12 protein-coding genes and 3 pseudogenes are annotated in these 14,584 nt (G+C 47.2%); 4 read left to right on the forward strand and 11 right to left on the reverse strand.

The window, feature by feature from the left end; translation table 11 throughout:
• Positions 1-25: 25 nt before the first annotated feature.
• The 5 genes from AAC854_RS09320 to AAC854_RS09340 form a co-directional block, all read right to left on the reverse strand.
• Positions 26-415 (reverse strand): 5-carboxymethyl-2-hydroxymuconate Delta-isomerase, encoded by a 390-nt coding sequence (locus AAC854_RS09320; protein ID WP_340616852.1) that lies wholly within the window; start codon positions 413-415, stop codon positions 26-28.
• Between the two features lie 52 nt (positions 416-467).
• Positions 468-1,334 carry a 3,4-dihydroxyphenylacetate 2,3-dioxygenase gene (hpaD, locus tag AAC854_RS09325; RefSeq protein WP_340616853.1) on the reverse strand — a complete coding sequence of 289 codons (867 nt, stop codon included), beginning with the start codon at positions 1,332-1,334 and terminating at the stop codon, positions 468-470.
• 90 nt (positions 1,335-1,424) lie between these two features.
• Positions 1,425-2,891 (reverse strand): 5-carboxymethyl-2-hydroxymuconate semialdehyde dehydrogenase, encoded by a 1,467-nt coding sequence (gene hpaE, locus AAC854_RS09330; protein ID WP_340616854.1) that lies wholly within the window; start codon positions 2,889-2,891, stop codon positions 1,425-1,427.
• Positions 2,888-3,652, reverse strand: a complete 765-nt coding sequence (locus AAC854_RS09335) for a fumarylacetoacetate hydrolase family protein (RefSeq protein WP_340616855.1) — start codon at positions 3,650-3,652, stop codon at positions 2,888-2,890. The genes hpaE and AAC854_RS09335 overlap by 4 nt, the downstream gene beginning before the upstream one ends.
• Positions 3,649-4,281, reverse strand: coding sequence for a fumarylacetoacetate hydrolase family protein (locus AAC854_RS09340; RefSeq protein WP_340616856.1), 633 nt, complete (start codon positions 4,279-4,281; stop codon positions 3,649-3,651). Before AAC854_RS09340 ends, AAC854_RS09335 begins: the two co-directional genes overlap by 4 nt.
• 383 nt (positions 4,282-4,664) lie before the next feature.
• On the opposite strand from AAC854_RS09340, the gene hpaR reads away from it, so the two are divergent.
• The gene (hpaR, locus tag AAC854_RS09345) at positions 4,665-5,114 is read left to right on the forward strand and encodes a homoprotocatechuate degradation operon regulator HpaR (protein ID WP_340616857.1); all 450 of its coding nucleotides are present in this window, start codon (positions 4,665-4,667) and stop codon (positions 5,112-5,114) included.
• Positions 5,115-5,309: 195 nt separating this feature from the next.
• Here the strand turns inward: hpaR and AAC854_RS09350 are convergent, their stop codons facing one another.
• Complete coding sequence (locus AAC854_RS09350; RefSeq protein ID WP_340616858.1) at positions 5,310-6,347, reverse strand: zinc-dependent alcohol dehydrogenase family protein; 1,038 nt, start codon at positions 6,345-6,347, stop codon at positions 5,310-5,312.
• A gap of 358 nt (positions 6,348-6,705) precedes the next feature.
• Between AAC854_RS09350 and AAC854_RS09355 the strand changes: the two genes are divergently transcribed.
• A complete protein-coding gene (locus AAC854_RS09355; protein WP_340616859.1) occupies positions 6,706-7,470 on the forward strand; it encodes an SDR family oxidoreductase in 765 nt (254 codons plus the stop codon).
• Positions 7,471-7,523: 53 nt separating this feature from the next.
• Here AAC854_RS09355 and AAC854_RS09360 read toward each other — a convergent pair.
• Positions 7,524-8,217: pseudogene (locus AAC854_RS09360) on the reverse strand (IS1 family transposase).
• Between the two features lie 66 nt (positions 8,218-8,283).
• Complete coding sequence (locus tag AAC854_RS09365) at positions 8,284-9,117, reverse strand: MurR/RpiR family transcriptional regulator (protein ID WP_340616860.1); 834 nt, start codon at positions 9,115-9,117, stop codon at positions 8,284-8,286.
• A gap of 264 nt (positions 9,118-9,381) precedes the next feature.
• Between AAC854_RS09365 and AAC854_RS09370 the strand changes: the two genes are divergently transcribed.
• Complete coding sequence (locus AAC854_RS09370) at positions 9,382-10,893, forward strand: CoA-acylating methylmalonate-semialdehyde dehydrogenase (RefSeq protein ID WP_340616861.1); 1,512 nt, start codon at positions 9,382-9,384, stop codon at positions 10,891-10,893.
• 23 nt (positions 10,894-10,916) lie between these two features.
• Positions 10,917-12,851 carry a 3D-(3,5/4)-trihydroxycyclohexane-1,2-dione acylhydrolase (decyclizing) gene (gene iolD, locus AAC854_RS09375; protein WP_340616864.1) on the forward strand — a complete coding sequence of 645 codons (1,935 nt, stop codon included), beginning with the start codon at positions 10,917-10,919 and terminating at the stop codon, positions 12,849-12,851.
• A gap of 25 nt (positions 12,852-12,876) precedes the next feature.
• Here the strand turns inward: iolD and fecE are convergent, their stop codons facing one another.
• The 3 genes and pseudogenes from fecE to AAC854_RS24255 all read right to left on the reverse strand — a co-directional run.
• Positions 12,877-13,647, reverse strand: coding sequence for a Fe(3+) dicitrate ABC transporter ATP-binding protein FecE (fecE, locus tag AAC854_RS09380; RefSeq protein WP_340616862.1), 771 nt, complete (start codon positions 13,645-13,647; stop codon positions 12,877-12,879).
• A pseudogene (gene fecD / locus AAC854_RS09385) lies at positions 13,648-14,475 on the reverse strand (Fe(3+) dicitrate ABC transporter permease subunit FecD); the annotation flags it as partial.
• A 15-nt stretch (positions 14,476-14,490) separates the two neighbouring features.
• Positions 14,491-14,584, reverse strand: a pseudogene (locus AAC854_RS24255) (IS982 family transposase); the annotation flags it as partial.

Here is a 14,584-nt window from a genome sequence, read left to right on the forward strand (position 1 = left end):
ATCTTAATTATGCCACCTATCGTCGTTACCCTTTTGTTTTAAACAGGCTATGAACGTTATTGGATCTATAATTCAGCACAGGATCGAGCTCTTCCATAGTGAAAGAGAGGCCAAGATAACGCTGCGCCATTAAATCGGCGAAATGCGCTTTGATTAAGGCAAATAACATTTCTCCGACTTTCTGCCGATCTTCAAGGCTGCGTCCGGCACCAACTTTCAATGTCATATGAACAAACGCGTAATCTTGTTTTCCATCCGCCATTTGCCAGGTATCCAACCAAATGGCGCGGCTGCGAATACCGCCCGGAGGGAAGATGCCCGTCTCTGCCAGTGCTTGGTTCACTTTGGCAAATAATTCCGGCAAGTTGGCTTCTTTGCGGATATTTTCAGTACACTCTGCATAAAAATGTGGCACGGTTTGCTCCTGTCGGGCATCAATTTTATCGACGGCCGTTTTTATTAACGAATCATTGATTAATAATAGCGTCCGGTAATGGGAAAACGGCGTTAACCTGCCCTGTACCTGAACTTGCGAACAATTCCGTCAGAAATTCCACTTTGCCGTCATAGTTATCCCAACCGAGCAGGCCAAGCAGCATTACGGTATCGTGCATATTGCCTTCTCCCCGGCAATACTGTGCATATTCCGGCAGCATCTTGCAGAATTCCTTGAACTTTCCCTCTTTCCAAAGCTGTACAACGCGGCGATCCATTTGCTCATCAAACTCGCGGGTATAACTGTTCATGCCTTCTTCGGCACGTTGATCATCAATAAAGCTGTGCGACAACGAGCCGCTGGCCAGCACTGCAACCGTGCCATCGTATTTCTCAATGGACCGTAAAATGGCCTCTCCCAATTTGCGGCTATCTTCAAAAGCGTGGACAGTGCAAAAGGCAGAAATTGAAATCACCTTGAAACGTCGGTCACTGTTCATATAGCGCATCGGCACCAGCGTGCCATATTCCAGCTTCAGGCTCAGGATCTCGTGTGATTGAGCACGAACTCCCATCTGACGCGCTTCTTCTGCAATCATCCGCCCCAATTCAGGATTACCGTCGTACTCATAAGTCATGTCACGGATAAAATGTGGCAGTTCATTGCTAGTATAGATGCCAGAAAAATGGTCGGCACAGTTAATATGATAGGCGCTGTTAACCAGCCAATGGGTGTCGAAAACGATAATTGTATCGACACCCATCTCACGACAACGGCGGCTGATCTCTTTATGTCCGTCAATGGCACTTTGCCGGCAGCCGTGGTGCTTGCCCGGCAATTCAGACAGGTACATAGAAGGCACGTGTGTAATTTTCGCGGCTAACGCTAACTTTCCCATAAACCCTCACTTAATATTAGGATGGCCAACTGTGGTTAACGCTGAGATTTAGAGCCTGATGGAACAGGCTCTTATTTCATTCCTGATTGATCAAACGCCCCAACGGGGAATCGGATGATCGCCCATAGAGATACAAACATTCTTCACTTCGGCAAAGACTTCGAAGCTGTATTCCCCGCCTTCACGCCCTACACCGGAGGCTTTGATTCCGCCAAATGGCTGGCGCAGGTCACGGACATTTTGCGAATTGACGAACACCATACCCGCTTCAATACCACGAGCCAGACGCAAAACTTTGCTGACATCCTGTGTCCAGATATAGGATGCAAGGCCATATTCCACATCATTAGCCATGCGCAACCCGTCCTCTTCGCTCTTGAACGGTAACAGGCAAGCAACGGGGCCGAAGATCTCTTCCTGTGCTACACGCATACTGTTATCCACATCAGCCAGTACAGTGGGGCGCAGGAAATTGCCATCTTTCAGATGGGCGGGCAATCCGGTGGGTTTATCGGGGCCGCCCGCTAACAATGTTGCCCCTTCTTCGATCCCCAATCGGATATAGTTAGAGACTTTTTCCCAGTGTTGTTGGCTGATCAGGCTGCCAACCTGAGTATTGAGATCGTCGGGGTCGCCGACGCGAAGCCGGTTGGCGCGTTCGGCAAAGCGCTTAACAAATTCGGGGTAAATACTTTCCTGAATGAAAATACGGGAGCCTGCCGTACAACGCTCGCCATTGAGGGAGAAAATGGTGAATAGCGCGGCATCCAGCGCGCGTTCAATATCGGCATCTTCAAAGACCAGAACGGGGGATTTTCCACCCAGCTCCATGGAATATTTTTTCAGCCCGGCATTTTGCATGATCACGCGACCGGTCGCTGTTCCACCCGTGAAAGAAATAGCGCGCACATCGTGATGTTTTACCAGCGCATCACCGGCGGTGTTACCGTAACCCTGTACCACATTCAATACGCCTGCCGGAATACCGGCCTCCAGCGCCAGCTCTCCCAGACGATTCGCCGTGAGTGGTGAAAGTTCGGACATTTTTAAAACAGCCGTATTTCCCAGAGCCAGACAAGGGGCGACTTTCCAGGTTGCCGTCATGAAAGGCACATTCCATGGGGAGATCAAGGCACAAACCCCGACGGGCTGAATCAAGGTATAATTGAGCATCTTGTCGTCAACGGGATAAGTGCGCCCGTTCATTTGCTGGCAGATTTCAGCGAAGAAATCAAAATTCTGGGAAGCCCGTGGAATCAACACATTTTGTGTCTGGTGGATGGGCAGACCGGTATCCTTCGTTTCCATGGCAGAAATTTCAGGAACATTTTGGTCAATGAGTTCACCCAAACGGCGCATCAGGCGAGCCCGCTCCTTCATCGGGGTATTGGCCCATTTCGGGAAAGCTTCTTTGGCGGCAGCCACAGCCTGATCAATCTCTGCTTGCCCGCCGGAAGCCACTTCCGCCAGCACCTCACCGGTTGCGGGATTCGTTGTTTCGAAATAGGTTTTGCTATCAACGTTCTTGCCGTTGATCCAATGATTAATAATGGTCATGACAAACTCTCCTCATATTCCTGCTGGCTGACAATACGATTCACCAGACGACCAACACCTTCCACTTCCACGATAACCTCATCCCCGGGAACAACATTGGACAGCCCTTTTGGGGTTCCGGTGGCAATCATGTCGCCCGGTTGCAATGTCATGAAATCGCTGAGGTAGCTGATCAGGAAAGGAATGTCGAAGATCAAATCGGCGGTTGTGCCCTGTTGACGTAACTCACCATTGACCCAGGTTCTCAGGATAAGATTATGGGGATCGGCGATCGCATTTTTATCCACAATCCAAGGGCCGATTGGCGTAAGCGTATCCCGGCTTTTTACACGCAAATTGGGACGATAATAATTTTCCAGATAGTCACGAATGGCGTAATCATTACAAACGGTATATCCCGCAACGTAATCCATCGCATTTTCTCTGGAAATTTTATGTGCGGGTCTGCCGATTACGACAACGAGTTCTGCTTCATAATGCATGTACTCCACATTGTCGGGGCGGACAGAAACCTGTCGGTGGCCTATTAAGCTATTGGCAGCCTTGATAAATACAAGAGGTTCTTCCGGTGGCTTAAACTCCAGTTCTGTTGCGTGATCGGCATAATTCAACCCCAACGCAAACAGGGTTCCGTTGGCGGGAGGAAGCCATATAACATCCTCACTGTTAACCATACCGCCATCGGGCAGGAGAATATTTTCCTGCTCATCTACGGTGACATTCAGTTCCTGACCCTGATAATAAATTTTGGCGTGTTTCATGCCTGACCTCCTGCGAGTACGACCCTGTTTTCCAGATTGGGGAAGCCTTCAGCCTTGATCGTGATTTGATCGCCGGAATGGAGAGTAGCGCGTTGATGGGGTGTTCCCAGCAGGATGACATCGCCTTCTTTCAATGTGGCGAATTCACTTAATGCCACCAGCAATTCCTGCGCGGATCGGACAAGATCTCTGGTTGACCAGCGATCAACTTCCTGCCCATTGATTTCAGTCACTATATCAAGAAATTCCACGGTTCTTATCTTGCTCATTTGACCTATCGGGCAAAAACCATCCCGACATTTCGCTTTAATCGCGGGACGGTAAAACGATGTTTCTGGTAGGCTGACTTCGTTTGCTAAGGCATATCCGGCAATGTACTGGTCTGCATCCTGAATAGAGACTTTACGGGCGGTTTTTCCAATCAACATTGCCAGGGTAGCGCCGCTTTGTAACGTTTCTCCGACAGGATGAGGAATCACATCCCCTGAGCCAATGACAGTATTGCGGGGCTTGATAAACCAAATTGGAGTTTTTGGGGGTGTTTTATAAGGTGCTTCTTGAAATGCCCCGTTCCAGAAATCGATCTGGCTACGATGGTTTAGGGCGACGGCAAAGACAGTGCCTTTCATTGACAACTCCTTGTAACCTAAGCGGCGTATAGAGAGAATGTTATTAATATATTAATAAGTCATGTTCGGGCAATCTTCAATATGTTAATTTGATTGTTAATTTTAATTGTGATCTATGTAACAACACTTATTGCTGATTGTTTTTACCACATAAAGATCAGCCTGTTATATTTTTAATCAAGGTCATTTGGGATTGAATTTAACTTGCTGTTAACTTTTTGGGGATGGGATGATTTTATTTATTTGTTAATGTTGAAGTCTTTCCCCTTTGTGGATGATTATGAGCGTGCTAGTCTTTTTGGTGTTCATGTTGGCTATAATAAATAGCATGAGCGTTAAACTTATAGAATGACTAGCGATTAACTAAAGAGTCACTTTTACTTATGCATGAATCCTTAACAATTGCATTGCTTCAAGCGAGAGAAACCGCAATGGGTTTTTTTCGGCCTATTTTGAAGAGCTATAATTTAACTGAACAGCAGTGGCGTATTATTCGTGTACTTGCAAGTAGCCGTTCTATTGATTTTCATGATTTAGCTTGTCTCACTTGTATCCTGCGTCCAAGCCTGACAGGCATCTTGACACGTATGGAGCGTGACGGGCTTATCTTCCGCCTGAAGCCAATGAATGATCAGCGTAAGCTGTATGTTTCTTTGACTCCGGCTGGGCAGGAACTCTATGAGCAGGCAAAAGGGCAGGTTGCTGAGGGTTATATGGCGATTGAAAACGCTTTTTCTCCAGAAAAACTGGCCCAACTTTTAGGCTTATTGGATGAATTTATTGCTATCGTGAATCTTTCTCAAGAAGATTTGGATGAAGAAAGCGAACTATAGATTGATAGTTTATTAATGTATTAATAAGTTAATTGATTAATACATTAAGTGTAATATCAAATCAAATGTAATATCAAATATAGTATAAAGGCCGCCGTAATGAATTGCATAGGAACATTTATGCAGTATATTGCGGCGGCTTTTCTGTTTTATATGAGAGGGAATATTTTAAGAACGCCGGTGTTTCTTCCCCCGTTATGCTGACAAGACAATTTTCAATGCCTTCTCTTGGGCTGCATTACCAAATACTTCATAAGCAGCTTCTATCTCACTCAATGGATAATGATGAGTGACCAGCTTTTCAGGTGCAATTTTGCCGGATTGGACACTTTTCAGCAGCATGGGAGTACTGCTTGTATTTACCAGTCCAGTGGTAATGGTAATGTTTTTGATCCAGAGATTTTCCAGATGCAGATCAACGGATTTGCCGTGGACACCAACATTGGCAATGAATCCGCCTGCTGCGATGATATCCTGACATATTTTGAACGTTGCGGGGATCCCCACACACTCAATGGCGACGTCTACACCAATACCGTCAGTCAGTTTGTTGATAGTTTCTACTACGTTCTGTTTTGTCGGGTTGATAACCGTGTTAGCACCAAACTGCCGGGCGACGCTAAGGCGGTTATCATCAGTATCGATCATGATGATATGTGCCGGGGAGTAAAATTGTGATGCCAGTAATGCTGATAACCCGACTGGCCCCGCGCCAATTAAGGCGATAGTCTGTCCCGGTTGGACCCTGCCATTGATAACTCCAATTTCAAGGCCGGTTGGCAGGATGTCACTGAGCATTAATGCCGCTTCTTCATCGACACCTACCGGCAGACGATGCAGGCTATTATCAGCATGGGGAATCCGTACTTTTTCTGCCTGTGTCCCATCAATTTTATGCCCCAGGATCCAGCCACCATCTTTACAGTGTGCATAAAGCTGGCGTTTACAATAGGAACAACTGCCACAGACGGTGATACAGGAAATAATCATCTTGTCACCGACTTTGATATTGCGGACCGACTCCCCAATTGATTCAACGATCCCAATACCTTCATGGCCCAATGTCCGGCCTTGCCCGACAGTGGGAACGTCTCCCTTGAGGATATGCAGATCTGTGCCACAGATGGTAGTTTTGACGATGCGGACGATAGCATCTGTTGGTTCAATGAGTTGGGGTGGTGCTTTTTCTTCCCAGCGTTTTTTTCCGGCTCCGTGATAAACAAGTGCTTTCATATAACCCCCTTCACAGGTGATGGTTGTGGTTTTATGGCGTTAAGAATCACAGTAATCCAGTACACAATTTACGTTATCCGCTGCTAAAGTTTAGCAGATATAAATGTTTTCGATCTTCAGTGTGCTCTCTGAGTCAGTCGTGAAATAAAATATGGCGAATATGTGCAGGAAAACGTTCGTATTTGAAACATGATTAAAGTTTTTTCAGATAGTACAAAAAATAGCACAAAACAGTAGAACTATGGTGGCAATTCTCAAGTAAGATTGGCTTTCTAAACAGTGAATTATCAATAAATCTGACCGATAGAGTGACGGTTTCTCACCCCCGCTTTATAACTGATATAAGGATAGCCACATAATGTTTAATGAAGCCAGCGGAACAAGCAAGTTAAAAGGTAAGCGAGTTGTCGTAACAGGTGGAGGCCGCGATTTTGGGCAAGCAGTTTCTGTTTGGTTAGCGCGTGAAGGGGCGTATGTTGATCTCTGTGCCCGTCAGTTAGCCAGTGCGGAAGCAACCTGTGAGATTATTCACCGTGAAGGTGGTACGGCCCGGGGTTATCAGTGTGATATGAGTGATGCTGATTCTGTCCGCGACTTTGCCAGTCAATTACTGCAAGACGAACAACCCATTGACATACTGATATTAAGTGCCGCCCAATGGCTGGAAGGGCATTTGGGGGAAGGTGACAGTGACGCTGATATCGTCAGCACCGTGAATTCCGGTATAACCGGTTCTATCCTGCTGACCAAAGCATTACTGCCGAGCCTGCGTCAGTCACAAGGCGCAGATATCGTTGCTATGGTATCGGTTTGTGGCATTCCTCAATTTACTGAATCCGTTGCTCACCCTGCGTTTTTTGCCGCCAAACATGCCATGAGCGGCTTTAGCCAGAATTTAGCCCATCACTTGAGCAAAGAAAATATTCGCGTAACCGGGCTTTATCCCCCTGATTTTGAACTTAATGGCTTTGATGAAGTATTGGATGACCATAAAACAATGGGAGAGAAAATGCTGAACGGTCGTTCTGTGTGGGAAACGCTACGGTTTGTGATCACCCAACCCCGGAGTTGCCATATTAAAGCCGTTTATTTTCAGGGACCGACTTTTAAGGATTTCGAATAGTGTAAAAGCTGGCTAAGTTATTTTTGGGTCACGTAGTCAATCCGTTGATTGCCTTAAATATAGTATTCTCTTTCAATAAAAGTCCCGATGACTTTGTCATGCGTCTCAGGGGATTTTGAGTGGCCGAGTGTTTTACGGTTCAATCGTTTAATTCTGTTACGAAGTGTCAGATTTTCACGTTCGATACGTTGCGTGAAACTTTTCCCGACGAGGTGTTTATTTTTAGGCAACATGTTATGAGCCTTAAACTTATCTGTACACCAAACAACAACATTGAATCGCGATAATTTTTTCATAGGCTTTTTAAGCGCTTGCTTGTTCCGCCTTCCAAACGTGTGAGCGATGATACGTTTTAGTCGAGGTTCTCAGGCGTATCATAGCCAGCGTTGGCACTTTTTATTCCCGACAAATGACCCCATTTCGTCAACTTCGCAGATGAGTTGAACGTTGATATTATCTAGCGGAAGTGTTGTTACACATCGCGGTTTGAGTTTTTTAAACACGTATGACAGCATTGATACTGATATGTGATGCACGGGCAGTATCGCGAATACCTGAATTGTTCATAGCAAGATCAACGACTTGTTCTTTAATCCCTGCTTTGCATGCTCGATAGGCGTACTCAAGTTGAAAGGTTCGTTTGCAGGATAAACAACAATAGCGTTGGTGGCCAGCATCGCCTTTACCGTGTTTTTTAACGAATTCTGTTTGTTGACAAAATCGACATTTTACTTCAACCGTCGCCATTTAATTTCTCCGAAAAAAGGGGAATTATATATCACCATCAATGGGTTGAATACGTGACCAACACTTTCAATTTGCATTACCCTGCCGGTACGCCAGTGCTACTGTTAATGATTGCACTAAACACAAAGTTGCAGATTGAGAACGGAACGCATCAACCTGTGCTTCCTTCACGACAAAGCAAACATCGCTGAAACTGGCCAGCGGGCTAATTTGGCTATCCGTGATCACAATCTGTTTTGCCCCTGCCTTTGCCGCTCTTTCACTTACCATTACGGTTTCTTCTGCATATGGCGTAAAGCTGATGGATACCACAACATCTTTGGGACCGATCATATTCATTTGTTCGCGGAACATACCACCTAAACCATCGATCAACATAGGGCGGCATTCGAGATGACTAAGGGCATAAGCAAGGTATGATGCAACACTGAAAGAGCGACGCAGCCCAATAATGTAAATATTGTGCGCACTTGCCAGCAAATTCACCGCCTTATTTAAATCCTCTGCCGGTGTGCGGGCAGCGAGTTGTTGCATGGACTGAGCATTGGAATGGGCAAATTCCTGCAAAATATGTTGGGGTTCTTCCGGTATTTGATGAGCACCGTCTAATTCTTTGAACAAACGTGCCCTATTGGTATAGCTGGCGGTTTCTTCCACCAGATTCATGCGAAACAATTGTTTCATTTCATTGAATCCACTGAAATTAAAGGCATTGGCAAAGCGGATCAAAGTGGAAGGAGGAACGTCAGCTTCTTTTGCGATAACAGCAACAGTATCAAATGCAACGCTGTTCGTATTATCCAGTATATATCTTGCAACCTGTTGTAATCTTTTACTTAATTCACCATAGCGTGAGCGTACTTGCTCTTGAAGTTCATTCAGGTTAGATGCAGCAGACATAATGCCTCCATAAAGAAATTTTAATGAAACAAGTAATTCATTCATCAGGCAATTATGCTTGATGCAGGCGAAGATATTCGCAGGTTGCACAGTGTGATGAATATAATTGCATAAAAATAACGTGTTGATCACATTAATTAAAGTGAATTTCAATTTTCATTGAAAGTGAAATGTATATTTCATATATCTGTGGCATCTTGATTCAACGTCTATTGATTAACTTCTGTTGGTTCAATCGTCATTGTATTTTTAGAGAGGCTCAGAATGGAACAGGTTAAAAATTTTATTGGCGGGCAACTCACTGACAGCCAAAGTGGCCGCATTTCATCTATCTTTAATCCGGCTACAGGGCAGGAGATTCGGCAGGTTGCCTTAAGCACGGTTCATGAGACTCAGCATGCTATTGAATCTGCCCGTTTGGCCTTTACCGAATGGTCAAAAACCTCCCCGTTGAAACGGGCGAGGGTCATGTTTAAATTCAAGTCACTGCTGGAAGAAAACTGCGACAGATTAGCACGGCTAATTTCTGAAGAGCACGGCAAAATCTATTCTGATGCTGTAGGTGAATTGACACGTGGCCTTGAAGTGGTCGAATTTGCCTGCGGTATTCCCCATCTACAAAAAGGGGAACACTCTGCTAACGTGGGAACGGGCGTTGACAGCCACTCCCTGATGCAGCCAGTAGGTGTTTGTGCCGGCATCACGCCATTTAACTTTCCTGCGATGGTTCCAATGTGGATGTTCCCGATTGCCTTGGCGACAGGAAATACCTTTGTCCTGAAACCCTCTGAAAAAGATCCTTCTCTCTCAATAGAACTGGCGAAATTATTGCAGCAGGCCGGTGTACCGGATGGGGTATTTAATGTTATTCAGGGAGATAAAGAAGCCGTCGACGTACTGTTAACTGACCCCCGCATTCAGGCCGTCAGTTTTGTTGGTTCAACACCGATTGCGGAATATGTTTATACCACCGCATCGGCGCATGGTAAACGTTGTCAGGCATTAGGCGGTGCGAAGAACCACAGTGTTCTGATGCCGGATGCTGATATAGATATGGCGGCAAATGCCATTATGGGCGCAGCATTTGGTGCAGCAGGGGAACGCTGCATGGCGTTGTCTGTTGTATTGGCAGTTGGAGATGGGATTGCAGATAAATTGGTAGAAAAACTCCGGCATCAAATCGGCCATATGTCTGTCGGTACTGGTATTACCGAAGGAAAAGAAAATGACATGGGACCAGTGATTACCGAACAGCACAAAGCGAAAATTTGTGACTACATTCGCAGCGGCGTAGAACAGGGCGCTAAATTGCTGGTGGATGGTCGTGGGTATCAGGTTGCCGGCTATGAAAATGGTTATTTCGTGGGGCCGACTTTGTTTGATTATGTCACGCCAGATATGAAAATTTATAAAGAAGAGATTTTTGGCCCGGTGCTTGCCATTGTCCGCGTACCGGATTATGACACGGCATTGAACTTGGTGAATTACCATGAATATGGTAATGGCGCTGCTATCTTTACCCGTGATGGTGAAACTGCCCGTCAATTTAGTGAAGATGTTCAGGCAGGTATGGTTGGCGTGAATATTCCTATTCCTGTGCCAATGGCATTCCATAGTTTCGGCGGCTGGAAACGTTCCATTTTCGGGCCGCTGAATGTACATGGTAACGATGGCGTGCGTTTCTATACCCGCATGAAAACGGTTACCAGCCGTTGGCCTGCCAGCGTACGTTTAGAGCATCATGATAGCAGCTTTGTGATGCCAACAATGGAGTAGCTATTTCTATGAATCATACTTCAATAAATACGAAAAAGATGACGATGGCTCAGGCTCTGGTCAAATTTCTCAATCAGCAATATATCTGCCTTGATGGAGAAGAATATCCTTTTATCCGGGGTATCTTCACAATATTTGGGCATGGTAATGTGGTGGGATTAGGTCAGGCACTGGAGCAGGAGCCGGGACATCTTCGCGTTTACCAAGGTTGTAATGAACAGGGAATGGCACATATCGCCACGGGTTTTGCCAAGCAGAAAAAGCGCCGGCAGATTTTTGCCGTAACTTCTTCTGTTGGGCCGGGCGCTGCCAATATGGTCACGGCTGCGGCAACCGCGACAGCAAACCGTATCCCGCTCCTGTTATTGCCGGGAGATACCTTTGCCTGCCGTCAGCCAGATCCTGTTTTGCAACAGGTAGAACAATATGGTGATGGCACCATTAGTACCAATGATTGCTTTCGTCCGGTATCCCGCTATTGGGATCGCATTTCCAGACCAGAACAATTGATGACAGCAATGATCCACACTATGCGGGTATTGACCGATCCGGCAGATACAGGCGCAGTCACGATTTGTCTTCCCCAGGATGTACAGGGAGAGGTATGGGATTATCCGGACTACTTCTTCCAGAAGCGGATTCATCAGATTGAGCGTCGTCCCGCTTCTCAGGCGCGGATTCAGGACGCATTGGCACTGATTCTGCGTAAGAAAAAACCGTTGTTAATTTGTGGTGGTGGTGTGCGTTATTCCGAAGCCCATGATGTTTTTCGCCATTTCGCTGAAACATTCAATATTCCATTTGCTGAAACACAGGCAGGAAAAAGTGCGGTTGTGGCAGGGCATCCCCTGAATTGTGGCGGAATGGGGACGACGGGCTGTTTGGCTGCAAACCTGCTTGCCAAAGAAGCTGATTTGATTATTGGTGTTGGGACACGTTTTACCGATTTTACGACGGCCTCAAAGTCATTATTCCAGCATCCGGACGTGGAATTTCTCACTATCAATGTAGCGGAGTTTGATGCGTGCAAACTGGACGCGGTAGGTGTATTGGCGGATGCCCGCGAGGGGTTGAATGCCATTGCGCAGGAATTGGCAGAAACAGCATGGCGTTCAGCGTGGCAGCAGGAAATAGCACAGGCCAAATCAGTTTGGCAGAAAGAATTAGAGCGGCTGTTTTCTATTCAATATCAGGACGGGTTCGAGCCAGAAATTGCGGGGCATTTGGATCATAAATTAAGTGAGTACAGTGAAACACTGCAAACCAACCTGACCCAGACCCGCGTTCTTGGCCTGATGGATCAGTATTTGGAGCCAAACGCCATCATTGTCGGGGCTGCGGGTTCCCTGCCGGGCGATTTGCAGCGGGTTTGGCGGCCGAAAATACCAGATACTTACCATCTGGAATATGGCTACTCCTGCATGGGGTATGAAATTGCGGCATCGTTAGGGGCAAAACTTGCCTGCCCGGAACAGCCAGTTTATGCCATGGTCGGTGATGGTTCGTATCTGATGCTGAACAGCGAATTACAAACTGCCATTCAGGAAAACATCAAGATCACTGTTCTGTTGTTTGATAATGCCGGGTTCGGCTGCATCAATAATTTGCAGATGAGTCAAGGCATGGGGAGTTTTGCCACGGAAAATCGTTATCGCAACCCGGAAAATGGTCAGTTGGATGGCACCTTGATACAGGTGGATTTCGCCAAGAATGCGGAAAGTTACGGTTGCAAGAGTTATCGGGTGCATAACGAGCAACAATTAATTGCCGCTTTGCTGGATGCGCAAAAACAGCCAACTGCGACTTTGATAGATATTAAAGTACTGCCAAAAACCATGACGCATGATTATGAATCATGGTGGAGAACAGGGACCGCGCAGATTGCTGAGGAACCAGCGATCACCGCATCGGCAGAAAAAATCAGAGAATATGTGGAGAAGAAAGTGCGCCAGTATTAACTGATAATGGGTATTTTTGATCAGATCAATCAACCACCACGCACATTGGCCTGCCTGACACCGGCTCTGGGTGAATCTCAGCCTCTACGCTAAACACGGTTCTGAGTAGTTCTGGTTGTAAGACCACTTCCGGCGTTCCCTGTGCCATCACTTTGCCGTCCGCCAGCACCACCAAATGATCACACCAGCGGCTGGCCTGATTAAGATCATGCAGAACTGCCACAACCGTTTTCCCCTGCGTTTTTAGTTCGCCCATAAGTCTCATCAGCTCGACCTGATGGTTGATATCAAGATAAGTGGTAGGCTCATCCAATAACACCACAGGTGTATCCTGCGCCAGTACCATCGCCAGAAACGCCCGCTGGCGCTGGCCGCCAGAGAGATCGGTTAACCGCGATTGTGCCATATGTACCATATGGGTTTTTTCCATCGCAACTTCCACTCGCATTTTATCCTCTACAGAGAGACGTCCCCATAGTGACAGCCACGGGCTACGGCCATAAGAGACCAGCTCCCGAACGGTAATGCCTTCCGGTGTCAGGTGATGTTGAGGCAATAAAGCAATGCAGCGTGAAAGTTGGCGGGATGAAAACGTTGTAATAGGTTGATTGTTGAGCAGGATAGTGCCGGGTTTCGTCGCTAACTGCCGAGAAATGCACTTCAATAGTGTCGATTTACCACAACCGTTAGGGCCTAAAAGTGCGGTGATTTTTCCAGGCGGCAGGACGAGCGACAGTGCATCCAGAACAGGGCGGTTGCCATACCCGATGGTCAGATTATCTATATGTAATTTCACTTAACGCATTCTCACAAGCAGCCATACAAACCACGGTGCGCCGATGATTGCGGTCAGCACACCTGCCGGCAGTTCCAGAGGCGGATGAATTGTTCGTGCCAGTAAATCCGCGACGACCATCAGCAACGCACCTGTCAGCGCGGAAACGGGCAGTAGCCAGTGGTGACGTCCGCCCGTGATTTTTCGCACCATATGAGGAACCACCAGACTGATAAAACTGATAGGGCCACATACGGCGATGCTGGTCGCCGCGAGTGCTACCGCCAGCACCAGCCCCCAAAGTTGCACGCGCGGAACCGCAATGCCGAGCGTTCCGGCTCGTGCATCGCCTAGCGCCAGCAGGTCGAGGTCGCGACAAAAACACAGGCTCAGCGGAATTAAGACAGCCAGCAATGGCACTGCCACCGCAACAAAAGTCCACCCCCGCCCCCATAAACTGCCCGTCAGCCACAACAGAGCGTTGTTTACATCCTGCGGACGAGAAAGCATCAGGTAATCGGTTATACTTGCCCAGCAGGCGGAAAGTGCTACACCCGTCAACGCAAAACGCATGGGAAACGAGGTATTCACCAACGCACGTAGCAGCGCCAGCGCTGCCATACCGCCGACAAATGCCAGCAACGGCAGCCAGATAACCGACAGCGAAGGCAGCAGAAGCAGTGCGCCGACTGTCACCAGACTGGCGGCGTGGTTTACGCCGAGAATATCCGGCGAAGCCAGTGGATTGCGTACGATGCCCTGCACCAGTACGCCAGAAATAGCGAGCGCCGAGCCGACAAACAGCGCCAGCAAAAGCCGTGGCAGGCGATACAGCATCAATAAGTAATAACGCGATGCTCGACTTTAACATCCTATGACGTTGGCTTGTTGAAGCCAGTCGCGTTGACTTTTACCTTGTTTAAAATTGGCAAAAATGCCCAACGTATGAGAAAGCAGT

Origin of the sequence: Xenorhabdus entomophaga (genome assembly GCF_037996725.1) — a bacterium.
In the GTDB taxonomy this organism is placed as follows: domain Bacteria; phylum Pseudomonadota; class Gammaproteobacteria; order Enterobacterales; family Enterobacteriaceae; genus Xenorhabdus; species Xenorhabdus khoisanae.

Excerpts from the sequence above, each read along its gene's own strand:
- hpaD (WP_340616853.1), bottom strand. The coding sequence starts at position 1,334 with ATGGGAAAGTTAGCGTTAGCCGCGAAAATTACACACGTGCCTTCTATG.
- hpaE (WP_340616854.1), bottom strand. The coding sequence starts at position 2,891 with ATGACCATTATTAATCATTGGATCAACGGCAAGAACGTTGATAGCAAA.
- AAC854_RS09335 (WP_340616855.1), bottom strand. The coding sequence starts at position 3,652 with ATGAAACACGCCAAAATTTATTATCAGGGTCAGGAACTGAATGTCACC.
- AAC854_RS09340 (WP_340616856.1), bottom strand. The coding sequence starts at position 4,281 with ATGAAAGGCACTGTCTTTGCCGTCGCCCTAAACCATCGTAGCCAGATC.
- hpaR (WP_340616857.1), top strand. The coding sequence starts at position 4,665 with ATGCATGAATCCTTAACAATTGCATTGCTTCAAGCGAGAGAAACCGCA.
- AAC854_RS09350 (WP_340616858.1), bottom strand. The coding sequence starts at position 6,347 with ATGAAAGCACTTGTTTATCACGGAGCCGGAAAAAAACGCTGGGAAGAA.
- AAC854_RS09355 (WP_340616859.1), top strand. The coding sequence starts at position 6,706 with ATGTTTAATGAAGCCAGCGGAACAAGCAAGTTAAAAGGTAAGCGAGTT.
- AAC854_RS09365 (WP_340616860.1), bottom strand. The coding sequence starts at position 9,117 with ATGTCTGCTGCATCTAACCTGAATGAACTTCAAGAGCAAGTACGCTCA.
- AAC854_RS09370 (WP_340616861.1), top strand. The coding sequence starts at position 9,382 with ATGGAACAGGTTAAAAATTTTATTGGCGGGCAACTCACTGACAGCCAA.